The 22,434-nt window shown below is 41.8% G+C and carries 23 protein-coding genes and 1 riboswitch; of the genes, 11 read left to right on the forward strand and 12 right to left on the reverse strand.

From position 1 onward, the window contains the following. Window positions 1–219: 219 nt before the first annotated feature. From HHK01_RS02185 to HHK01_RS02195, 3 genes are read left to right on the forward strand one after another with little or no spacing between them, the layout of a single operon-like run. Window positions 220–1,704 (forward strand): spore germination protein, encoded by a 1,485-nt coding sequence (locus HHK01_RS02185; RefSeq protein ID WP_170006227.1) that lies wholly within the window; start codon window positions 220–222, stop codon window positions 1,702–1,704. Between the two features lie 9 nt (window positions 1,705–1,713). Further along, a complete protein-coding gene (locus HHK01_RS02190) occupies window positions 1,714–2,829 on the forward strand; it encodes a GerAB/ArcD/ProY family transporter (protein ID WP_170006228.1) in 1,116 nt (371 codons plus the stop codon). Next, window positions 2,801–4,033: a Ger(x)C family spore germination protein gene (locus HHK01_RS02195; RefSeq protein WP_170006229.1), complete on the forward strand. Its 1,233-nt coding sequence runs from the start codon at window positions 2,801–2,803 to the stop codon at window positions 4,031–4,033. The genes HHK01_RS02190 and HHK01_RS02195 overlap by 29 nt, the downstream gene beginning before the upstream one ends. 204 nt (window positions 4,034–4,237) lie before the next feature. Here the strand turns inward: HHK01_RS02195 and HHK01_RS02200 are convergent, their stop codons facing one another. Then, the gene (locus tag HHK01_RS02200; protein ID WP_170006230.1) at window positions 4,238–5,212 is read right to left on the reverse strand and encodes a ring-cleaving dioxygenase; all 975 of its coding nucleotides are present in this window, start codon (window positions 5,210–5,212) and stop codon (window positions 4,238–4,240) included. Between the two features lie 154 nt (window positions 5,213–5,366). On the opposite strand from HHK01_RS02200, the gene HHK01_RS02205 reads away from it, so the two are divergent. Together HHK01_RS02205 and HHK01_RS02210 are read left to right on the forward strand one after the other, a co-directional pair. Further along, on the forward strand, window positions 5,367–6,329 hold the full coding sequence (locus HHK01_RS02205) for a Gfo/Idh/MocA family protein (RefSeq protein ID WP_170006231.1): 963 nt from the start codon (window positions 5,367–5,369) through the stop codon (window positions 6,327–6,329). A 282-nt stretch (window positions 6,330–6,611) separates the two neighbouring features. Beyond that, entirely contained in the window at window positions 6,612–6,869 is a 258-nt protein-coding gene (locus HHK01_RS02210) for a hypothetical protein (protein ID WP_170006232.1), read from the forward strand. A 128-nt stretch (window positions 6,870–6,997) separates the two neighbouring features. After that, window positions 6,998–7,110: riboswitch (TPP riboswitch) on the reverse strand. 103 nt (window positions 7,111–7,213) lie between these two features. On the opposite strand, the gene HHK01_RS02215 is transcribed toward HHK01_RS02210, so the two are convergent. The 3 genes from HHK01_RS02215 to HHK01_RS02225 form a co-directional block, all read right to left on the reverse strand. Further along, window positions 7,214–7,417 (reverse strand): cold-shock protein, encoded by a 204-nt coding sequence (locus tag HHK01_RS02215; RefSeq protein WP_170006233.1) that lies wholly within the window; start codon window positions 7,415–7,417, stop codon window positions 7,214–7,216. A 128-nt stretch (window positions 7,418–7,545) separates the two neighbouring features. Beyond that, entirely contained in the window at window positions 7,546–7,746 is a 201-nt protein-coding gene (locus tag HHK01_RS02220) for a cold-shock protein (protein WP_170006234.1), read from the reverse strand. A gap of 344 nt (window positions 7,747–8,090) precedes the next feature. Next, the gene (locus tag HHK01_RS02225) at window positions 8,091–8,372 is read right to left on the reverse strand and encodes a hypothetical protein (protein ID WP_170006235.1); all 282 of its coding nucleotides are present in this window, start codon (window positions 8,370–8,372) and stop codon (window positions 8,091–8,093) included. A 223-nt stretch (window positions 8,373–8,595) separates the two neighbouring features. Between HHK01_RS02225 and HHK01_RS02230 the strand changes: the two genes are divergently transcribed. Continuing rightward, complete coding sequence (locus tag HHK01_RS02230; protein ID WP_170006236.1) at window positions 8,596–9,465, forward strand: EamA family transporter; 870 nt, start codon at window positions 8,596–8,598, stop codon at window positions 9,463–9,465. A gap of 37 nt (window positions 9,466–9,502) precedes the next feature. On the opposite strand, the gene HHK01_RS02235 is transcribed toward HHK01_RS02230, so the two are convergent. The 6 genes from HHK01_RS02235 to HHK01_RS15475 form a co-directional block, all read right to left on the reverse strand. Beyond that, window positions 9,503–10,636, reverse strand: a complete 1,134-nt coding sequence (locus HHK01_RS02235; protein ID WP_170006237.1) for a zinc-dependent alcohol dehydrogenase — start codon at window positions 10,634–10,636, stop codon at window positions 9,503–9,505. 199 nt (window positions 10,637–10,835) lie between these two features. Beyond that, window positions 10,836–11,402 carry a hypothetical protein gene (locus HHK01_RS02240; protein WP_170006238.1) on the reverse strand — a complete coding sequence of 189 codons (567 nt, stop codon included), beginning with the start codon at window positions 11,400–11,402 and terminating at the stop codon, window positions 10,836–10,838. Further along, the gene (locus HHK01_RS02245) at window positions 11,389–11,625 is read right to left on the reverse strand and encodes a hypothetical protein (protein WP_228027625.1); all 237 of its coding nucleotides are present in this window, start codon (window positions 11,623–11,625) and stop codon (window positions 11,389–11,391) included. The genes HHK01_RS02240 and HHK01_RS02245 overlap by 14 nt, the downstream gene beginning before the upstream one ends. Before the next feature lie 134 nt (window positions 11,626–11,759). Next, window positions 11,760–13,253: a flotillin lipid rafts scaffold protein FloT gene (locus tag HHK01_RS02250; protein ID WP_407646949.1), complete on the reverse strand. Its 1,494-nt coding sequence runs from the start codon at window positions 13,251–13,253 to the stop codon at window positions 11,760–11,762. A 93-nt stretch (window positions 13,254–13,346) separates the two neighbouring features. Continuing rightward, a complete protein-coding gene (locus HHK01_RS02255) occupies window positions 13,347–13,856 on the reverse strand; it encodes an NfeD family membrane protein (RefSeq protein WP_170006240.1) in 510 nt (169 codons plus the stop codon). A gap of 148 nt (window positions 13,857–14,004) precedes the next feature. Further along, complete coding sequence (locus HHK01_RS15475; protein WP_228027626.1) at window positions 14,005–14,184, reverse strand: hypothetical protein; 180 nt, start codon at window positions 14,182–14,184, stop codon at window positions 14,005–14,007. Between the two features lie 152 nt (window positions 14,185–14,336). On the opposite strand from HHK01_RS15475, the gene HHK01_RS02260 reads away from it, so the two are divergent. Then, a complete protein-coding gene (locus HHK01_RS02260) occupies window positions 14,337–14,912 on the forward strand; it encodes a nitroreductase family protein (RefSeq protein WP_170006241.1) in 576 nt (191 codons plus the stop codon). Window positions 14,913–15,080: 168 nt separating this feature from the next. Here the strand turns inward: HHK01_RS02260 and HHK01_RS02265 are convergent, their stop codons facing one another. Continuing rightward, window positions 15,081–15,653 (reverse strand): DUF2087 domain-containing protein, encoded by a 573-nt coding sequence (locus HHK01_RS02265; protein ID WP_170006242.1) that lies wholly within the window; start codon window positions 15,651–15,653, stop codon window positions 15,081–15,083. A 190-nt stretch (window positions 15,654–15,843) separates the two neighbouring features. On the opposite strand from HHK01_RS02265, the gene HHK01_RS02270 reads away from it, so the two are divergent. Then, window positions 15,844–17,097, forward strand: coding sequence for a hemolysin family protein (locus HHK01_RS02270; protein ID WP_170006243.1), 1,254 nt, complete (start codon window positions 15,844–15,846; stop codon window positions 17,095–17,097). Between the two features lie 1,155 nt (window positions 17,098–18,252). After that, a complete protein-coding gene (locus HHK01_RS02275) occupies window positions 18,253–18,738 on the forward strand; it encodes a hypothetical protein (RefSeq protein WP_170006244.1) in 486 nt (161 codons plus the stop codon). Between the two features lie 280 nt (window positions 18,739–19,018). Here the strand turns inward: HHK01_RS02275 and HHK01_RS02280 are convergent, their stop codons facing one another. Further along, window positions 19,019–20,476, reverse strand: a complete 1,458-nt coding sequence (locus HHK01_RS02280; protein ID WP_170006245.1) for an amidase family protein — start codon at window positions 20,474–20,476, stop codon at window positions 19,019–19,021. 459 nt (window positions 20,477–20,935) lie between these two features. Between HHK01_RS02280 and HHK01_RS02285 the strand changes: the two genes are divergently transcribed. Next, a complete protein-coding gene (locus tag HHK01_RS02285; protein WP_170006246.1) occupies window positions 20,936–21,532 on the forward strand; it encodes a hypothetical protein in 597 nt (198 codons plus the stop codon). A gap of 168 nt (window positions 21,533–21,700) precedes the next feature. Beyond that, on the forward strand, window positions 21,701–22,099 hold the full coding sequence (locus HHK01_RS02290) for a hypothetical protein (RefSeq protein ID WP_170006247.1): 399 nt from the start codon (window positions 21,701–21,703) through the stop codon (window positions 22,097–22,099). Window positions 22,100–22,434 lie beyond the last annotated feature (335 nt).

Raw genomic sequence — 22,434 nt, forward strand, 5'->3', positions numbered from 1 at the left:
TCATCTTTCACGATTCTACCATAGATCGACCTTGCGTGATAAAGAGGAAACAATTACACATTGATATGTTTCATTTTTTCCTCACCGAGAACATGAACTTTTTGTGTGCATAGTTTTAAGTACACATAGCACACTAAGAGAATCATTCGCCTAAATTGGAATGTTTGTGTCAAATTACATAGTTTGGATAGAGTAAATGGAAAATATGGAGGGATAGGCATGGCGGAACACAATCAACAACCAGACAGCTTATCTCAAAATATACAGGATAACGTAACGAGAATTAAACGTATTTTCTTGTTACCACAAAATGAAGACGTTGCGTTACGACGATTGCACATCTCTTCATTAGACAATGCAGCCGTTTTAATCTATGTAAAGCCTATGGTAGATGCACAAAAGATTGAAGAATTTATCATTACCCCTTTGTCTAGTAAGGCGCAGAAAAGTAGCACCGAAGATATAGTCGAGCATGTAAAATCTGTGATGACGAATGCAGAGAATACAACCATTGATACGATGGACAAAGTGACTCAAGACTTAAACAATGGAAACACCATCATTTTGCTTGACGGTGTGGATAAGGCAATTTCCGTCTCAACGACTGGATTTACACATCGTGCTGTTGAAAGTGCTTCAGACGAAAAGGTTATTAAAGGGGCTAAAGAAGCCTTTACAGAGTCCGCCAGCCTAAATCGATCGCTAATTAGAAAAAGGATCCGCGACAAGAACTTAGTGACCGAGTTCATCCAGGTTGGAAAAAGGTCTACAAATAATGTCTATATCATGTATGTGAGCGACCTTGCGAACGAGGAAATATTATCGACTCTGAAAAAGAGAGTCCATAATATCGTAGCGGATAATGTCCAAAGTATTTCATTTATAGAACAGTACATTGAAGATAGGCCGAAATCGATTGTGCCGACTATTTTATACACAGAGCGACCCGACAGAGCCGTGTCCTATTTGGAAGAAGGGCATATTGTTCTCATTACAGAAAATTCCCCAGCTTGTTTAGTGGCACCGGCTACTTTCTGGACATTGTTTCATTCTTCTGAGGATCACAATTTAAAAATGGCCCATGGGAATTTTGGCAGACTGATTAGGATGTGTGCTTTTTTTATTGCTTTATTTACGCCTTCGATATACATTGCAATATCGACCTTTCATGCGGAGATGCTCCCCCCAGACTTGCTATTAGCGATCGCTTCCACAAGGGAAAAGGTACCTTTTCCCGCTGTGGTGGAAGTTATATTCATGGAAATAGCATTTGAAATATTGAGAGAAGCTGGGGTTCGTATCCCAAATCCGATAGGTCCGACGATAGGGATTGTAGGGGCGTTGATTCTTGGACAAGCGGCAGTGGAGGCAAACTTAGTCAGTCCCATTATCGTCATCGTCATTGCATTGACTGGCTTGTCGTCCTTTGCAATTTCAGACGTGAGTGTCAACTATATGTTACGAATGACACGTTTTATATTCACTTTTTCTGCTGCTCTTTTCGGTATTTTTGGGGTGACTGTAACCTTCTTAGTGATTTACTCGTACCTTGTCATGGTCGAATCGTTTAGTGTTCCTTACTTATCACCTATGGTCCCACACGGTAAATCATCGGGAGACACGATCTTTAGACGGATATTAACAAAGGAAACATTGCGCCCAAGTAACATAAAAGCAAAAGACCCACTTCGGAGAAATACGTAGGAGTTTCATATGCATATTCAAGATAGAGAAAAAGTCGGAACAAGAGAGTTTTCAGCAATCATTATTATTACGATAGCGAGTAAATTTTCGGACATAACACCTACAATGTTGGCACAGGCCGGCGAGAATGCTTCTTGGATGATTCCTATCATCTCATTGCTCATTATGATCGTTCCTTTATACGTGACCTTTTTATTACTTCGTCACTACAAAGATAAAAATCTTATCGAAGTAACTATGACTGTTCTTGGAAAACCTCTAGGCTTACTTATCACGTTAGTCTTATTTCTGACATCCTTTGCAGCTAACGTCATTGATACTCGAGGGTATATTGAAATAATTGGTACGATGTACTACCCGAACAGTCCTGTTTTTTTGATTTATATAGTGTTTATGATCGGTACTTTTAGTTTGGCTAAGCAAGGTTTTACGGGGATTGCAAGAGTGAGTTGGAGTTTATTTCCATACTTAAAAATACCGTTAGCGCTACTGCTGTTTTTAGTTTCAGACGATCTGATTTTTTCGCGCTTATTTCCGTTCCTTGGTCCCGGTATAGAAACGATAGCAAAAGAAGGCTTTCTTAAAAACTCTATATATGGAGAGTTAATCTTTTTTGGCATGATCTATCCATATATAAGGAATGTGAATTCGTATAAAAGGTCTATGATTATTGGATCGTCGATTACCTTATTTGAACTTGTCATCTATTATTTAGCATTTAATATGCTGTTCGATTTCCCAACGATTAAGCAAGTCACTTATCCGTTCCATGAACTAACGAGGTACGCTACTATTGGCGATTACGTGACAAATACCGAAACCGTCTACTTTGCGTTTTGGCTTTTAGGATCCGTGATAAAATATGCTGTTTATTTGTTTATATTAGTGCTCATTTTTGCTTCGATGTGCAATATAAAGGACTATAAAAAGTTACTGCCTCTGTTTTCAGTCCTTGTGATCGGAGTTGGGTTAATTCCTGAAAATAGCGTTGAATTGTTGAAGATGAGGGAGCTTCTACTAAATACTGTCGCCTTTATCCTTCCCGCTATTCCTTTATTGCTATGGAGTGTTGCAAAAATGAGGGGGGAATTTAAGCGTGAGGAAAAAAATAATCGTTCTATTTAGCTGTACCATTCTCCTAGCTGGTTGCTATGATCAAAATGAAATTGAGCAACAAGCGTATGTCATGGCCATTGGACTCGATAAAGCGGACGGGGTAGGGAAGGTGAAGGTGACCTTTTTAATCGCAAATCCTGAGGTTGGCACGGCAGCGGGTGGAGGAAGTCCAGATGAGCCTCCTTCAGAAATTGTTTCATTTGTTGCCCCAGATTTCTCGACTGCGCGTGACACGGCAAATGCCTTTGTTGCTAAAAGGTTAAGATTTAGTCACGCACAAACATTAATTGTTTCTGAAGAACTCGCTCGATCAACTATTTTTCTACAACATATGTACGGCACCATTCGGGATCGTGAAGTCCGGAGGGAGATGAATATAGTTGTGTCGAGAGAAAACGCGAGTGACTTCTTAAGAGATAACAATCCATTGTTAGAATCTAGAGCACATAAATACTATCAATTCATGATTAATCGCTCGATTGAAACGGGGTTGGCTCCAGCGGCAGATATTCACCGGTTTATGCAAATAACAGAGGGGGACGGTGATCTATACTTAGCGATTTACGCAACAACAAAACAAGAGGGAAGTGTTGATGTTAACGAAGATGAATTCTATGCTGGGCAAATTGAAAAAGAAGGTGGAAACCCAACACAAGTGGTAGGATCGGCGGTGTTTCAGGAAGGCAAGATGATCGGTGTGTTGACCGGAGAGGAAACAAGGTTATCATTGCTACTAGATAATAGCAGTCAGGCCGAATCTATGCTCGTTACGTATCAAGATCCACTAAATGAGGAATATCGTATCGGGGCAAGGGTGTTGAAAAAAGAGAGTACGAAAATAGTAATGGATTTGCAGAAGGAGCAGCCTTCAGTTACTGCTACAGTGCCTTTATCGCTTGAGTTAACCGCTATCCCAAGTCTTGAAAACTACATAACGGATTTTAAAAAACAAGCCCTACTAGAGCGGTTTATAGAGGAGGATTTAGGAAAGAAAGCACAAAAGTTCATTGCCAAAACGCAGGAGGAATTTAAGGGGGAACCATTTTATTGGTCACTTGTAGCCCGAAAGCAGTTTTCGACGAATAAGGCTTATACGGAATATGACTGGAAGAAAGCGTATCCCAATTTAGACATCAACGTAAATTTTGAAATTGAGATAACAGAATTCGGCCAACAAGTGGAAACACCAGAATTGCCAAAAGTGAGGGATTAACGTTGAAGATTTTATTTTGGGCGGTGGTTCTATTCACTTGTGTATACACATTGAGGTTTTCTAAGGAATTATTTTTCGAGGAGAAAAATAAGCTGGCTGCAGTGGTTGTTGCCGTAATGGCTATTGGTTTATTGGCTTCTCCTATTTTTATTAAGATACGATAAACCAAAAGTCAGCTCAGGCACGTGAGCTGACTTTGGTTAATTAGGATTTGATTACTGGCAATGGCTTTAGTCCAGCCTCAATACGGTCTCTTTGCCCTTCTAGGAATGGAGGAAGAGCGAGACTTTCACCTAAATGGTTGATGTCCTCATCTGTATCAAAGCCAGGCCCATCTGTTGCCAGTTCAAAGAGGATGCGGTTGCGCTCTCTAAAGTAGAGCGATCGGAAGTAGTAACGGTCGACAAAACCAGAGTTCGGGAATCGTGCTTCCGTGACCTTGGTAATCCACCCGTGCAGCTCCTCATCATCCTCAACACGGAAGGCAACGTGATGCACACCGCCTCTCCCTAAACGCTCTGGCGGCAAATCAGTACGCTCCTCGATATGGACTTCAGCTCCGGTTCCCCCTTCGCCAACTTCGTATACTTGAATGTCTGGCTGTCCGGGTATAGCAGATGGGTAATTAGATGCTTGACTAAAGCCGAGTATGTTTGTGAGCACATCAATGGTTGGATCCGCAGCAGGCACTGTTAGTTGAACTGGTCCAAGCCCGACGATACCGTATTCTTGAGGAACCGGGCTCTTCTCCCACGGCTGTCCACCTTTGACACCATGGTTGTTCTCGTCAGAAACGAGTGCGAGTCGCTGACCTTCAAAATCACGGAAGGCGAGTGTGTTACGACCGGCTCTTTCTTTGATTTCTTCGTGATCAACGTTGTGCTTTTCAAAGCGTTTTTTCCAAAACGATAGCGCCTCATCAGAAGGAACTCGAAGTGAAACAGATGAAATACTATTCACCCCTTCATGATTTGGAGCTGCCATCGGAATTTCAAAGAAAGTAAGCTCTGTGCCGGCATTTCCTTTATAGTCGCCATAAAACAAGTGGTAAACAGAAGTGTCGTCTTGGTTGACCGTTTTCTTGACCAACCTCATGCCCAACGTGTCTGTGTAAAAATCTAAATTTTTAGCAGCATTGGCAGTGAGAGCGGATACGTGGTGAATTCCTTTAATTTGCATGGTATGGTGCACCTCCATAAAAATATCTCGAAACTAGGATATTACTATTGTACTTGAGATTAAGGAAAATGGCAAAGTCAAAATGATAGCGAATCTTTCAGCCATTTCGATTACATGGTATGCTCTCTACAGAAGAAGAGGGAGGGGTATCAATATGGCGAGCGATCAAATAGTACGAGTCGGCATTATAGGAGTAGGTGCAGTAGGAGAAAGGGTGTTGCGAAAATTTGTTCAGCATCCACAAACAGAAGTGGTAGTGTTATGTGACACGAATACAGAGCGGCTACAAGCTTTACAAGAAGAGTTTGATGGATTACATATAAGTGGAAATGTACATGAAGTGACGCAAAATCCGGACATTGATCTCGTGTACGTCGCAGTACCTCCGAAAGGACACAGAGATGTTGTGTCAGAAGTACTGCGAGCAGGAAAACATTTGCTTTGTGAAAAACCGCTAGCGAATTCAATAGAAGAAGCAGAAGAAATGGTGCAAGCAGTCGAACAGGCGGGCGTCGTGCATGCGATGAATTTCCCTACTACGTACGGCAACGTGTTTCGCTCGTTACAAGAAAGTTTTCAAAAAGGCGACATTGGAGTGTTGCAGAGAATAGATGTGAAGATGCACTTCCCAGAGTGGCCACGTGCATGGCAAAGAAACGCCTGGATTGGCAGCAGGGAGCAAGGTGGCTTTGTACGCGAAGTGGGTCCGCATTACATTCAACTAATCCAACGCTTGTTCGGAGAAATTGTAAATGTACAAACTTACATAGAATTTCCTGACGATCCAGAGTTGTGTGAAACAGGCATTATCGCTCGTATGGAACTAGCGAATGGTGTGCCAATTTTAGTGGACGGAGTAAGTGGTGTCGGGAAAAAAGAGGACATCTCATTCACACTATACGGTGACAAAGGGACATTGACTCTTGCAAACTGGAGTGAACTGCGTATCGGTACCACAGAAGGGGAGCAGGCAATCCCGATGGAGCGCGACGACCATTTGCATGCGTTGCTAACTGAAGTTGTCAAAGCGGTAAAGGGGGAGCCAGCTTCGTTAGTCACTCTACATGATGGGTTAGAGGTACAAAAGGTTTTGGAGCAGCTGTTAGATCGAGGTTGAGCGAGCTCAAAGCGAGGAATAGGATACCGGAAACGCAGGATAGTCGTTCACGTTGAAGATCTTTTCACCAAGCATACTGTAAATGATTACTCATATGCGCAGACAGTGTGCGGAATCCAGACTAACTAAGCACATATCCCAGACTCATCAGAGATGAACTCGGATTGTGTCGTGAGAGGATCCACCCTAGTTGTGGGTTTGGCGCCGGCCCTTCTTCTACGGGTTCATCTGAAGGAGAATCTTCTGATGCTCTTACTTCACCGCTCCTTGTAGATTCTGCTGTTGCACCAGCCACTTCTATGGTTTCCAAGAGCAGAATGCAGCAGATATCCGCGAACAGGGGAATATATCCGCGGTCCGGGGAATATATCCGCGTTTAGGGGAATATATCCGCGATCAGGAGCATATATCCGCGATCAGTGGAATATATCCGCGGTCGGGAGCAGATATCCGCGTTTAGGGGAATATATCCGCGATCAGGAGCATATATCCGCGATCAGTGGAATATATCCGCGGTCGGGAGCAGATATCCGCGTTTAGGGGAATATATCCGCGATCAAGGGCAGATATCCGCGAACAGGGGACAAACACGTAATGAATGTAGACGTTTCATAAGCGGGACAACAAAAAGACGTCATCCCAGCAAAGGACAACGTCACACGAAGTTTAGGTTCAGTGTCACACTTCCCTACGCTGGTGTTAACCAGATCAGGTGTCAGGGTCAAAGACAGAAAACAGGTCTTACTCTCAGCTGGCTCATCCAGCTCCCCTAGTGTTGGTATATAATTTTCTAACTTATTGTAACAAAAAGCAAAAGGATGGTACATAGTTGGTCCAGCTACGTATAATAAACTATTGGCAGACTACTTCATCATCGCAATTGCCTATCTAAATTTGAAATTGTTATTCACAATAGGTGGGAGCATTTTCGTCTCTTTTGCCATAGAGGATGCACATAGTGGACATGGCGGATTCTCTTCTAGAGATAAATTTTCTCTCATCCAGCAAGGGCACTCTTCATCACTACAAACCCAAATAGACGTTTCTTCATCTTCAATCGGTTCTACGTTACGTTTTGAATTATACAATGGAAATCCTCCTTGTTTTTGTAGTTGCAAAATGGCCGGGATGGAAAATAGAATGAATTGATTGTATTATGAAGTCTTTAAGATAGGATAAAAAAGAACTGCCTTAAACAAGACAGTTCTTCATGGAATTACAATTTTTCTACGTTTTCAGCTTGAGGACCACGGTTGCCTTCAACTACGTTAAATTGAACGCGTTGGCCTTCTTCAAGAGACTTGTAGCCTTCTCCAACGATAGCGCTGAAATGTACGAATACGTCATTTCCGCCTTCGATTTCGATAAAACCAAAACCTTTTTCTGCGTTAAACCATTTTACTGTACCTGTTTCCATGTGTAGAAACCTCCAATCAAAAAAATATAGGGCGCTCATAGAAATTTAAAAGAAGAGTCTTACCTATTATTTACCTATTACAAGCGTTTGATACATAGAGAGATCAACTTTTCATAATACGCAAATAGTATCTTCAAATTTTTAGGAACAACTTATTGTAACATGAATTCGGCTGAATATCTAATGGTTTGAAAAAAAATACTTGCCAACTAGTTCCAAGAGTTAACAAAATAGCCTGTTTCACTAAAACAATGTACCCAATCCTAAGTGGGAAAAATCATGATACGATAGGATTTTGTCTAGTCTAGGTGGAAAATTATCACTAGCAGCAGGAATAGTAGGATTTACTTGTATGCATCACGTTTATATTGATGGAATGCATCGATAAAAGCATCGGGGTTCGCTTTTGTTTGGAAAGGGAAGACGCCTTGATTCGTGTGTAGATAGAAGAGATTGAGTCCTTGAGATAGAGAACGATAGGACATATCAAAAACATTCTCCAACGGAAATGTGTTTGTTTGTGTATAAAGGTGACCTTCCTGCATAAGGAGATGTGCTTCTTTCTCTTCAAACCATTGATGGTTCCACTCGGTATGTTTGATGGTTTTGATGTAAGGTAATTGCATGTACTTCACTCCTATAGTGGAATCGTCGGTCAAAGGAACAAATATGAGGGTCAAGATAAAAGTTATAAGCGGTGACAGTGTAGGGAAGTGCTCAAGAACTAGGATACGGACTTTCGGTAGGCTGTGCAAATGTTTCGATTGGGATATGTGTATTTTTCATTTCATATCCTCGTTAAAAGTGGTACGGTTTTCGTAAGAATATTGTGAATGCGAGGATGGAACAATGCGATCATTTTCTGGACTATGGATTTTACTCGCTGCAATGCTGTGGGGAACGACGGGGACTGCACAGTCGTTTACGCCCGCTGGAACATCTCCGTTCGTTTTCGGAGCGATGCGACTTTTGATAGGGGGAGGCGCGCTGTTTCTATTTGTTTGGATACAGGGGAACTATCCGTGGAGGTATTGGTTGAACCTGCGTATATGGATAGCCGCACTTTGTATGGCTGCGTTTCAACCGTTATTCTTTACAGCAGTGTCTGAAACGGGAATTGCAGTAGGAACAGTCGTTGCCATCGGGAGTGCCCCTGTTTTAGCAGGGTTAATGGAGTGGGTGATCCACAGAAAAGCGCCAACATTAAGATGGATGATTGCAACGGGAGCCGCTCTGTCAGGGTGTATCCTCCTGTTTTCAACAGGAACGACAATCACAGTAGAGCCAGTTGGAGTCGTGCTAGCGCTCGGAGCGGGGCTTAGCTTTGCAGGTTATGCACTTGTCAGTAAATCTTTAACGAAGCACTCGCAACAGAATGCCGTCGTAGCTACTATCTTTAGCTTGAGTGCACTGTTTCTATTACCTACTCTCTTTTTCTTTGACTTGTCATGGCTAGCTGACGGGAAAGGGTTACTGGCTGTGCTGCATTTGGGAGTACTGACGACAGGGGTGGCGTATGTCTTATTTGCTAAAGGGCTAGCACGTGTAACTTCGGCGACAGCTGTTACGCTTACGCTAGCTGAACCTTTGACCGCCACTTTACTAGGAGTTCTTGTTGTAGGGGAAGTGTTATCAGCTCCTTCGTGGATGGGTGTGGGGTTGATTTTAGTGGGGATGGTCGTGTTGAGTGTACCGCTGAAAATGAGAAAATATGTATAGAAAGGGGCGTACCCTCGACAGAAGATACGCCTTCACTTTACGGTTTCAGCACAACCTTCACACAATCGTCTTCCCGTTCGTGGAAAAGTGAATACCCTTTTGATGCATCTGCAAGTGGCATCGTATGGGTAATAATTTTGGTTGGATCAATATCACCATTCACAATTTTCTTGTACAGATGTGGCATGTAGTGACGAGCAGGTGCTTGTCCCATCTTTAGTGTAATGTTCCTAACGAAGAATGGTCCCAGTGGAAACATATTGTACAAACCACCGTACACACCAGTGAGCTGAACAGTTCCGTATTTTCGTACCGCTTTAGTAGCAATCTGAATCGGACCAAGCGTTCCACCTTGAAGCTTTAATTTTTGCTCAACGTACTCGAGAGGTGACTTCTTTCCGTCCATCCCTACACAATCAATGACTACATCGGCGCCACCTTTTGTGATCTCTTTCAGTGTTTCACCCATGTCATCGTATTCCGTGAAGTCAAATGTCTCTGTTTTGTTTATCTTTTTCGAGTGTTCTAAACGATAAGAAAGGTAATCGACTGCGATGACGCGCTCGGCACCTTTTTCCCAAGCAAATTGCTGTGCCATTAAACCAATAGGACCGCATCCTAACACCACAACGGTATCTCCTGGCTTCACTCCTGAGTAATCGACACTCCAATATGCTGTAGGCAACACATCAGACAAAAATAAAAGCGACTCGTCTTCCAGTTCGCAATCTTGAGGAACGACAAAGGGGGTAGAGTTAGAAAAAGGCACGCGCAAATACTCAGCTTGCCCTCCTGGATAGTTCCCAAACTTCTCTGAGTACCCAAAAAAGCCCCCAGAATCATAGTGTGGATTCGAGTTGTCACATTGACTTTCCATATCGTGCTTACAATAGTGACATTGCCCACAAGTAACGGTAAACGGAATGACAACACGATCGCCGACTTTGACATTGGTTACATCAGGTCCAATCTCCTCAACGATTCCCATTGGCTCATGTCCAATGACATACCCGATAGGTAGGGGGAAGTTTCCTTCATATAAGTGTAAATCCGATCCACAAATAGCCGTGGAGGTGATACGAACGATGGAATCTTGACGATCTTGAATGGTCGGATCTTCGACATTTTTTACGGCAACTTCTTGTTTGCCTTGATAAGTGACAGCTTTCATAGTAGCCTCCTCAAAGATAACAACATACGTACATGTTTTGATTACTAGAGGAGGACTATACAAAAGTCATGGCTTTCGAGTGAGAATTAGTTGGGCGGGATAGCAGATCGTGTGGTAATTTCAAAACCCTGGAAAGAAGAGTTTTAGGGCGAGGGAGGTTATGTACAGAATGGAAATAAGCCACCTAAAAAGTAAGTGGCTAACGACGTGATTGACTCCAATTTTGTAGTAGTAGATGTGTCTGATCATGTATCGCCTTTGCTTCTAAGTACGCGTAGTCTATCTGTTCTCGATGAATTAGAAACATTCGGTAAGCCCATTCACAGTCAGAAGATGACTTCCAATGGACGCAGGCCCGCATTCTATCCAAAATAATATCTTCAATACCTATAACAAAGACGCTATATCCATTTGCAGTGACAATTTCGATGATTTTTTCTTCGTCGGCATCTTCCAACATATCGCTGGGGATCTCGATACTAACCAAAAGTTTTTCATGAAAGAGATGTCTTCCTTGTGGTGTAAATCCGACTTGTTGTAACAATTTTACGGCCGCTTCCCGGTCACTTACGACCATATCAATATCAGCAGTAGTGTAGCCACTTCTTGTATAAATTTCAACAGCAAGTCCACCCACAATAATAGGGCGAATTTGGTATGCACTCAACAAATTAGTGAGCACAGCAACACTTGACAACATCCGTTCGAATTGGGACTTATCGACGACGTCTTCTAATTCATATTTAGCCCATTCAATCGAATTCATAATACCACTTCCTTTTCTCGATATATCGAATCTTTCCGTCTGCCACAGCACGTTGCCACTTTAATATGCTTAGCTCGTCTAGTATTTTTGCTTCTTCGGGGTCTCTTGGGCGCGTTCTAATTACGCGCTCCTTTTCTTTAGCTTTGAGTATCTGCTTTTCGGCTTCTGCTTTCTTTTTTTCTATGGATCGCTGCAGGTCGGAGAGGTCGATTTTTCTTGTCACTACGATCACCTTTTCAATGTGTAAGAGTATTTTGATTATAGCATATTGCTGTTGCTGTCGAATCGTACCGGCACATTTCAGTTCAAAAAAACGCACCAGATCCACAGGGGAACCGGTGCGTATTCATCAGTTTGCTATTCCGATTGTTGGGATGTATCCGGTTTACTAGATGTCTGATTCAAAGGTGTTTTATTCCTCTTTAACTCATTCGACAACTCATCAACGCTCCCGCGGACATTCGACTTACCCGATACATTCTCAAGTAGCTCACGAACATCAATACCCGAAGAGGCTTTCAAGCTTTCTTGCAGTGTTGACATAAGGTTCGTAGCGTAACTTGTTACTTTATTGGCTCCAGATCCGCTGCCTTCACCGCCTGTATCGACAACTGTAATTTTATCGATGTTAGCAAGTGGGCTAGCAACTTGCTTCGCATATTCAGGAAGCATTTTCACGATCATATCTAGAATAGCGGCTTGCCCGTACTGATCGAAGGCTTCGGCAATTTTGCGCTTCGCTTCGGCTTCAGCCAAACCTTTGAGACGAATAACTTCTGCTTCTGCTTCCCCTTGGTCGCGTTGAGCGGAGGCTTTCGCTTCCCCGTCAATACGAACTCGTTCTGCTTCTGCTTTGGCCATCGCTTCAATGCGGTATTTATTGGCGTCGGCATCAGCGATTTGTTTAGATTTTTCAGCTGCAGCAGACTGTTCTACTGAGTAACGATCGGCATCTGCTTTCTTCTTCACTTCAGAATCATACTGACGTTCACGACGCAAAATTTCCTTCTCTTCAAGTTCAATTTGCTTTTGACGCTCGATGATTTTAACTTGCATATCTTGTTCTGTTACTTCTTGCTTTGCTCGAGCAGATTCAAGGTCATACGCTTGGTCAGCACGCGCTTTCGCACTGTCTTGCTCACGGCGGTATTCTGCCACTTTCAGCTGGTTGATTTTCTCAGCCTCAGCAATTTCAGTAGCACGCTCTAATTCGGCTCTTTGCGCGTCTTTTCCGGCTTCGGCTCGCTTAATTCTCGTTTCTTTTTCTGCCTCAGCTGTTGCGATATCGGCATCTCGTTTGACTTGCGCTATTCGCGGTTTACCTAATGATTCGAGGTAACCGTTTTTATCACGAACATCCTTAATAGTAAAGGAAACGATCAAAAGTCCCATTTTTGCAAGGTCCTGTGAAGCTACACGTTGCACTTCTTGAGAAAACTTTTCGCGGTTTTTGTAAATTTCCTCGACGGTCATGGAGCCTAGGATGGATCGGAGGTGACCTTCTAACACTTCTTTTGCTTCGTTTTCGCGATCCACTTTACTTTTCCCTAAAAACTGTTCAGCAGCTGTCGCAATTTCAGTGATGGATCCACCGATTTTAATAATGGCAGTTCCGTCGGCCATGACCGGTACACCTTGCTCTGTGTATACTTCAGGTGTGGTTACCTCAAGTTTGCTTGAGAGTAGGCTGAGGGGTTCAGCTTGCTGGAATACTGGAAGAACGAAGGTACCGCCACCACGGACGATTTTAATCCTGCTTCCTGATTCGTCCGCTCTTACATTTTTGCTGCCTAAGTAGCTTCCCGTTACGATCAGCGCCTCATCTGGACCCGCTGTACGGTACTTTGTCATAAAGACTGCGACGAGAGAGATCACTAGAAATAATACAACACCAATCACAATCCATAATGTAGTCGTCAATACAATCACCTCTAATTGAGTTTTTTAAAAAGGACTCACATACACAACGCCGTCTTTCACATCTAAAACGACTACCTTCGTACCATCTGGAATCGGAATGTTGTCACGACTGACTGCTGTTTTGGAGATGGTTCCACTCGTACTCTCAAAGATGACTTCGCCAAATCCATCTTCAGGTATGGATAAAATCACTTTACCGACACGCCACTTCAAAGACTTCTCTGTATAAGCAAGCGATTCTTCGGCGTTAGAAATAGGAATCAAGATAAACAAGTTAAGTAGAATGGATAACACGAGGGCAATCGTTAACGCCAAAGCAAATACAAGAAGACCAGATAACGGAGTAACTGCTTCGAGTACGTACCCACCTGCACATAGCATCGTAATAAATGAGAGGATGAGGGTAGGACTGAGGAAGCCAGTAGATTCAGCAACACCTTCCAATGCATCGCCACCAAACAAAACGTAAAGAAACGTAATGCTGCCAGCCACAATGAGCCCGACTAAGTAGACGGTTTCAACAGACATCTCCATGAATTTCCCCTCCCTTCAAAAGCAGTCTACAAGATGCTGTCAGTTTATATACGGACGAAAGTGGTGAAGGTTTCGTATTTTGTGAGAATATATAGATAAGGTGGAAATAGGTGCCATGATGTTTCCAAATGAATATTTCGTTCTCCAATTAAAGAGTCTTTTCCTTTTCCATTAGCCGTTTTACCTGTTCCTTAGGCTCCCAGCAATTGAATGTGTATTTTGGGCTCGTATCGTAACCAAGACGCTTGCATTCGTATTTCATTTTGCCATTGTGCCGTTGCGATAGGAAATGTACACAGGTTGCACAACAGTGGAATCGATTCGTCATGTCATCCTCTCCTTAAATCCATTGTAGCAAATTTTGTGAAAAATGTTTCCTAGGTAAAGGTTGATTAATGAAGATAAGAAAGGTAAAATGTATATGAAAATGATTCTCAATATCGAATTAGCCATTCACTTTACTCCCAGGAGGAATTACATATGCCCTATGCACAAAAGGACTTAAAAAACGTTTCGCGTATCGCGCAAACAATTCGTGAAAGACGTTCTATAAAGACAGGCTATACAAACGAACCAGTTTCAAAGGAGCTTATTACGGAATTGTTGGAGGATGCTGTTTGGGCTCCGACTCATGGATTACGTGAACCGTGGCGTTTTATATTTGTCTCTTCTGAGGAGAAGGAAGCGTTCGTGGAGCAACTTGTTCAAACGTTCCCGATAGAGGTACGGGAGGCAAAAAGAAATAACTTTTCAAAACCTGCTGCCATTCTGATTGTCATCATGAAAACTGACCCGAGACAAAAGCAGTGGGAAGAAAACTTCGGAGCGGTTAGCTCATTGATTCAAAACTTCTCCTTACTTGCGTGGGAGCGCCAGCTAGGTGTTGTGTGGAAAACGAATCCGCATATTTACGATCCGAAAGTTCGCGCACTTCTTGATGTACAAGCTGACGAAAAAATCGCCGGATTTCTGCACATGGGCTATTTTGACGAAGTGCCTAAAGCGCGACCACGAACGGCGGTAGAGGAGCTTTTGACAGTATATTCTCCCAAATAATGCTGGTGTAAGATAGAAGACGATAATGGAAGCGACGAGGGTAAAACACTCGTCGCTTTTATAATTCTGAAAATAGCTGTTTCCAAGTCCTTAATACAGACAACCCATCCACCTCAAGATCCCATACTATTTCTTATCTTGTCAGGAGTCGCATAAGAGTAGCCGACTTTAGATCGGCCACATTTCTTTAGGATTTAACTCATACTGTCCTTCTTGTCGGAACATAAACTGGCACATGACAAACTCACGACGAATAGTAGCAAAATCTTCGTGGTATTGCTGAATGTAGTCATTGATTTCGCGTTCACTATAGGTTTTACCCATTTCCAATCCTCTCACAAGATGCTCTAAAATGATGAATTTCTTCTTGCGTTGTGCTGGTATATTTTTAAGTTTGCCGTCAGCTTGAATAAAGTTTTTAAGCACCTTATTTTTTTCCTCATCTTCAACTTCGAATAATTCCATCTCCTCATCACTTCCCATTCGTAAGATCGCTTGAGCCATAAAAGCAAGATTTTTTTCATTCAAGTAAAAATAGATGGTGTTTTTTTCACGGCGTTGGTAGATAATATCGATTTCTCGAAGCTTGGCAGTATGATGGGATATTGTCGGTGGGGTGAGTCCAAGCTTTCCAGCGATCGCTTGCCCGTGCAAAGGCCCTTCTTTTAATAAAGATATAATCCTAATTCTTGTTTTATCCCCCAGTGTCTTATGAAAGTTCACTAGTCGATTTAGCTGCATAAGGAATCCTCCAATTGAATTATACAGTTTGATTATAATCTAATTAGATGAATATAACAATAGGTGTTCGCAGGAAGATTGGACTCCTTTCTTAAAATTGGAAGCGCTTTACGGTGGATGATTTTCTTATGTAAAATTGGTATAATTATATTACTCAACAAATTTAAGAATTCTCTGGAGGGCACAATTTTTGTTTATAGCGATCGGATTCTTTTTGTTCATGTCGTTTTTCTTATCAGGAAGTGAAACAGCTCTTACTGCCGCAAACAAAATGAAAATGAAAACGCGAGCAGAACTACATGATAAAAAGGCAGAAAACTTACTCAAGCTCGTATCCAAGCCGGATCAGTTTATTACAGCGATCCTAATCGGAAACAACATAGCCAATATTATGCTTCCTACACTTGTGACGATTATTGCGATTGATTATGGATTCAATGTAGGGGTAGCTACAGGGATTTTAACGGCGGTCATTATTGTGTTTTCAGAGGTATTGCCGAAATCTATTGCCGCTACATTTGCTGACAAAGTATCCTACTTAGTCGCACCAGTCATCAGGGTATTAGTCGTTGTCCTAAAACCAATCACTTTTTTGTTATCCTTATTCACTCGAGCCGTAATAAAAGTGATTTCCAATGGTAAGGTTGAAGAGGTTAGCTTTTCAAAAGAAGAACTGAAAACCATGGTCGACATTGCGTCCACAGAAGGAACCTTCAAAAGTGAGGAAACGCAACGAATTAAAGGGATAATTGATTTTCACAGTAAAAATGTACGGGATGCTTTAAAAACGCCAAGAATAGATATTGTTGGACTTCCGTTTGATGCCTCTTACGAACATGCTCGGGATTTCGCTCTAGATAATCAACATACAAGATATCCAGTGTATAAAGAGGATATGGATAATATTATAGGTGTGTTCCACTCTAAGCAGCTATTGGAATGGTCTTTAAATCCGGAGAGAGGTATAGAGGAATTTACAGATAACACGCCATTGTTTGTCTATGAGTTTGCTCCAATTGAAAGAGTCTTTAAAATGATGCTCAAAGAGAAGAAGCATCTAGCGATCGTGCTTGACGAGTATGGTGGAACGATGGGAATCATTAGTAATGAAGATATTATCGAGGCGATGATTGGTCAAGACATAGAAGACGAAACGGATGACGACAGCGAAGTATTGATTAAAGAACTAACCGATTCGCATATTATTTGTCACGGGAAATTGGCGATTCGTCGAATTAATGAAGTGTTTAAAACGAGAATTCCAGAAGAAAAAGACATTTTAGCTGGGTTTCTCTTAAATGAGCTTGGGCATATTCCTGTACCAGGAGAAACACTTGAATACCATCACCTTCACTTTGAAATTATCGAGGTAGATGATTACAAACTAAACGAAGTAAAAATCACAAAGAAAACAGAGAATCTGTCTGACTCAGCTAACGATTAGGTAAAGTCATCCATACAAAAAGAGATAACCGTCTCCGATCTTGAGTATACATTTGGTAACTCACGATAAAGGAGACCTTTTTATGCCTAAACGAGGAGAACTGTACGAACAGGACTTATCTCATTACACGCTGAAAATTCACAGTAATTTGTTTTAGAGGGTTATCTAAGGTGCGAGGAGCTGTCGACCGTTGGATGAAAGACATTCACTTTGCGATTTCTGTCCCAAACTCCCAAAAAAGACCCTTCTTACAACGAGAAGGGTCTTACGGATTTTAATGATCTAGTCTGCGAGAATGACCATTTGGACACTCCACAAATTTAAGAGAAGAAGCACAATTACACACTCTCTCCGCTTTTTTCTTGTATCCTAGTCGTTGATAGGATGCAGAAAGTGCACTCGCATTTACTTTATGTGCCTTCCACGGACGAATTTTGCCAGTTTTAGGTGAACCCTCCTACTGCTTATCCATTATTTTTATACGCTACATCATAGTTTCTATCGTTCTCATACCACTCTTGATCGTTTTCGTTGTCTTACTATACTTTATGTCCATAAGGTGTGTGCTCTGCCGAGGGCTAAAAACAAAAACCAAAATCAAGGTCAAGAGCATGGGAAAACGTCCTGGAACGGACATTTGTTTTCCCACAAAACCAAAATAAAGCAGCCTACACATATAGGCTGCTTTATCTAATACAATCAATTATTTTGTTCTCTTTTCTGTTTTTTAGTTCTTACATAACTGAAGAAAACCAGCAATATTAAAATCAAAAGAACAAAGATATCAATATTTGATGTTAGCTCCTCACCAGACTGAAAAACACTATAGAGTCTGATCAACAAAATAATAGGACCCGTTACTAACATCAATAAAAGAACTTTTTCTCTTGCTTTTAAATTTTGCATTATATCCGTCAACCCTTTCTGAAATCTTCCTAACAACACTAAATGGCATTTCAAAATTCTAATAAATTTGTTAAATGGAATCCAATAACAAAATGTCTGGTAGGGCTTTTTGACTTTTTTAGAATTGTTTAACTCTTTAAATAAGTTTTCTTCCCTTTCATGTTAATCTTTTAACATGAAAGGATTTATTTCACTTTCAAAAGAGACATCAAGGAGGAGATTACAATCAAAAAAAAGATCGCACTATCATTGTTAACTGCTGGACTAGCTATTTCAAGTGCACAAATTCCTGGTGTTTCAGCAAACTCAGACGATGTAAACATCAAGCTACCTACACAACAAGACTCTGGACTTGAACCAAACCCTGAAACAGGGCCAGGAGATGATCTGATTTCTCCAAACGCTATTGTAGTTTACGTGGACGAACCAATTGCTGATAAAGGAACAGTTTCTAACTATCAAATTGGTCAAATGATAGAATCATATGAAAGCGGTGCAACTTGGTTAAACGCAATAAACACAATCTTATATGCGGGTGGCGTAACATCACCTGCTGGAGTAGTTAATTCCCTAGCTTCATTATTTGCAGGTGACATAGATCGCCTTAGAGAAGCTTATTACAGTGGACACAATATGTATTGGGTTGCTACTTACGCAAGTGGTGTAGATCCTAGTTTAACCAAAATTTATTATCATAACTATGGTAATACCCCAATTCGATACATCGAAGTTTGAAAAAGAAAGCACCTCATTCTAAGAGGTGCTTTCTTTTTCAATAGCCGTTAAACCTTTTACAATACCTTTCAAGTAAAACTCTCCAAAAGCTTAATCTACTGATACATATTCTTCTAAATGCTCCAAGATAATTTTTGCTTGTTCCTGCTTTGTCATTTCCTTGCCCCCTTAACCCACATAACTTTTCGCACCCATTTCCCACTTGTAAATATGCTCTAGCATATTAGAACCACACGTCGCACACTCGCAATTTTCCGGCACACCGTCAACTCTACAGAAGTCAGCCCATGCTAAGTTGTGGTGCGCGGCGAAAATGTGTCGCTTGTTCAAACGCGTACGCCGCTTGGATGAGAAGGGGCTCGCTGTATGCAGGACCAGTAAAGGTAATTCCTACTGGTTCTCCTGCTTTCGTAAAGCCTGCTGGAACGGTGATAGACGGGTACCCGGCTTTGGCTGGAATCATAGCGCCGTAGTTATTCGGGTAGACAAGTAGATCTAGGTTGCGTTCTCGCAATACTTTATCGATTCCCTCTTCTCGAGTATTCCGTTGGTCAAACAGCAAACTCTCTATATACTCAGGCTCAGTCAAGGTGCCTGATGTTTTTGAAGTTTGTTCGAATAACGTTTGTCCGTAACGGAGAAGTGCGTTCGGGTCTTCATGGTGTTTAGCCATAATATCTTCAATTGTACGAATACCAAGACTAGGGTCGAGCGTACGTAAATACGATTCAAGTGCTGTTTTGAATTCGTAAATGAGAACGTCAGCGCCCCAAGGCTTCTCCGGCTTTTGTAAGGCTGCTTCTTTATCGAGGAGAGCTCCATGCTCTGTACAAACGTCCAGTGCTCGTTGAAGGAGTTGCTGCTTTTCTTCATCAAGGCTAGAGAAGAATGGCTCCCACTGAAGCCCAATCCGAAGCCCTTGAAGTCCGTCTTTTTGCAAGGCATCTTGATAGTTAGGCTGCTCTGGTTGAGTAAGTGTAACAGGATCCTGCTCGTATTTACTAGCAAGAGCCTCTAATAAATAGGCTGCATCTTGTACAGTACGGGCAATGGGTCCAGCCGTGTCCTGTGTAGAAGAGATAGGAATAACACCGCGACGGCTAATGAGCCCCACTGTAGGTTTAATACCAACAAGGTTGTTCTGACTTGCAGGACTAAGAATCGATCCTGAAGTTTCTGTCCCAACAGCTACTGTAACGAAGTTCGCCGCGACAGCAGCTGCAGATCCAGAGCTAGATCCACCGACGTCGAATACACCGGGGCCGTATGGATTAAGGACTTGACCGCCTCGTGAGCTATAACCAGAAGGCATGCCCTCAGTCATGAAGTTTGCCCATTCTGTCATGTTAGCCTTGCCGAGAATAATGGCTCCAGCCTTGCGAAGGTTCTCAGCTAGTGGGGCATCTGCTTTCGCATAAGAATGTTCGAGTAGCTTCGACCCAGCGCTCGTATGCATGTGATCTGCCGTGTCGATGTTGTCTTTTAACAGTACGGGAATACCATGTAAAGGTCCGCGTGCACCCGTTTCGCTTCGTTCCTTATCAAGTTGGCGAGCGATGACTAGAGCATCTGGATTGATTTCAAGTACTGCACGTAAACCAGCCCCTCTGTCATTATGTTTAGCAATTTGCTCAAAGTAAAAACTAACAAGTTCATAAGAGGTAGTTTTTCCTTCGTTCAACCATTGTTGAAGTTCAGAAACGCTGCGCTCATGGAAAGATAGAGTAGAGTTTTGCATAGCCATGCTCCTTGTAATTGAAGTATAGTAAGGGAAAGTGAATATCATTCTGTATTTTCCGATAGTTATAGTATATCAAACTAATTGTTCAAGGAGTAGAATGAACATGAATCGTGTTGATCAATTACAAGAGCCTGTGACAATACCCCTACTCGTATCTTCCTTACAATGAGCACGGTTAATAAAACAACTGTCGGTTTGTGTAAAGTACAATGTATGTCCTTAAGAGATATCGTCGATTTTACGGAAGCCTGGTTTCGAAGCCACCCTTTTTTTCAAAAGGAAGATTTGACGCATAATAAATAATGATGGAAAATTACCCAAAAAATATAAATTTATGGTATCGAGTCTGCTGCTAAATAGCAATTACTGGAACTAGTTGCTTCGAAGTTTTTTACATAGTTTAACCAAGCAGAGAGATACTAAGTGAAATTCTTGGTCAAAGGAGCAATGGTTACAATGAAAAATGTTTGGAAACAAATGATTTCCCTCATGCTCGTAAGTATGCTCATTTTGTCTGTTCAATCGTCAATTTTTGCTAACATGGATGATGAACTACATGATAAAGAATGGAAAGAGCACTTTGATAAGCTGAAAAAAGAAGGCTTTGAACGTAAGGATATTTTCACAGCCATGTTTATAGCCAAAAAAGCTGACAAAGAAGTGAGCGAAATTTTAGCGACCTACAAAAAAACAAAGTCATGGGAAAAAACGGCACAAACATATGGGATTGACCTGGAAAAAGAGCGCAAGAAAGCAAAGCAGCGTATGAAAAAGTTTGTAAAGGAACACAAAAAGGAAATCGCGGCGCTTATAGTCGAAAAAGGTGAACAGGAGCAAGTATTGAAAGCACTTGAGGAAAAAGACGTTTCTATACACCAACTTGTTTATGTAAGTGCGATCGCAAAAGAATCATCCGTCCCGTTTGAAGAGGTTTACAAGAAGTGGAAAGATGGAAAACGGCCACATGAACTGATGAAAGAATACAAAACATCAAAAAAGGCAGTTCATAAAACGAAACGTATGTGGTACAAAGAAATGAAGTCGTGGGAATAAGTTACAAAAGGTTGTTCATCGTTAAAGGTGAATGGCCTTTTTTAAATTGCCTTCCCTACTTGTAGCGATCAGTACACATGTAAAGCCACTCCATAATAATGTTTGTCCAATCGGTGCGTTTCACGTAAGATAGAAGACAATAATTCTTATAGAAAGAAGCGATTTTACATGTTACAAAAAAAGATGGTGGCAACCGTGTTTATCGTTGTATTTGCTCTCGCACTTCCGATTATTGGCACGATCATTTTTTTCAAAAGTACAGATCAAGGTGGTCAAACACCTGAAGAGGGGATTATAGCCGAAAAAGTGCAAGTTGATGGGCTTTACCGTGTCACTTTTGTTGTAGGAGCCCGTCCAGTGAATTTTAGCGAAGACGATGTAAATAGCTTTCTAGAAGAGGCAAAACAAGAGGGAACAGTAAGATGGGTTTATATGAGCCGTGTTATGTATGAGGAGCAGGAGGTGGGGGAATTCGTCGAGTTCTTGTACAACAGCAAGTACGACGAGGAAGCAGAGCCTCCGACACGAAATGCAGTAAGAGCCACCCAGTTAGAAATAGAGTCGTGAGCTGGTGAAACTTTCTAGCATGAACCCTTTTATGATCGGGAAAAATAAAGGTATAAAAGGGAAGGGAGCTTTACTATGAACATGAAGAGGTTAAAGAAAAAAGTAAGAAAAGGACTTCAGCAGTTCCGGAAAAAAATGAAATAAGCAAAGTAAGCCTCTCATTGTGCCATGCACGGTAGAGAGGCTTTAGTACTATTTCCGGAACAGTGGTCAAATCCCCCATATAGGCGGATAGCTTAGGTTGACTTTGAGGAAAGACATGTATACGGTTGCGTGGTATTTCCCGTTTAATCAAACGTTTGTTTAACCTATAATTCCCTGTTTATGTGGGTGTC

This window comes from Bacillus fonticola (genome assembly GCF_012955605.1).
GTDB lineage: Bacteria > Bacillota > Bacilli > Bacillales > JC228 > Bacillus_CG > Bacillus_CG fonticola.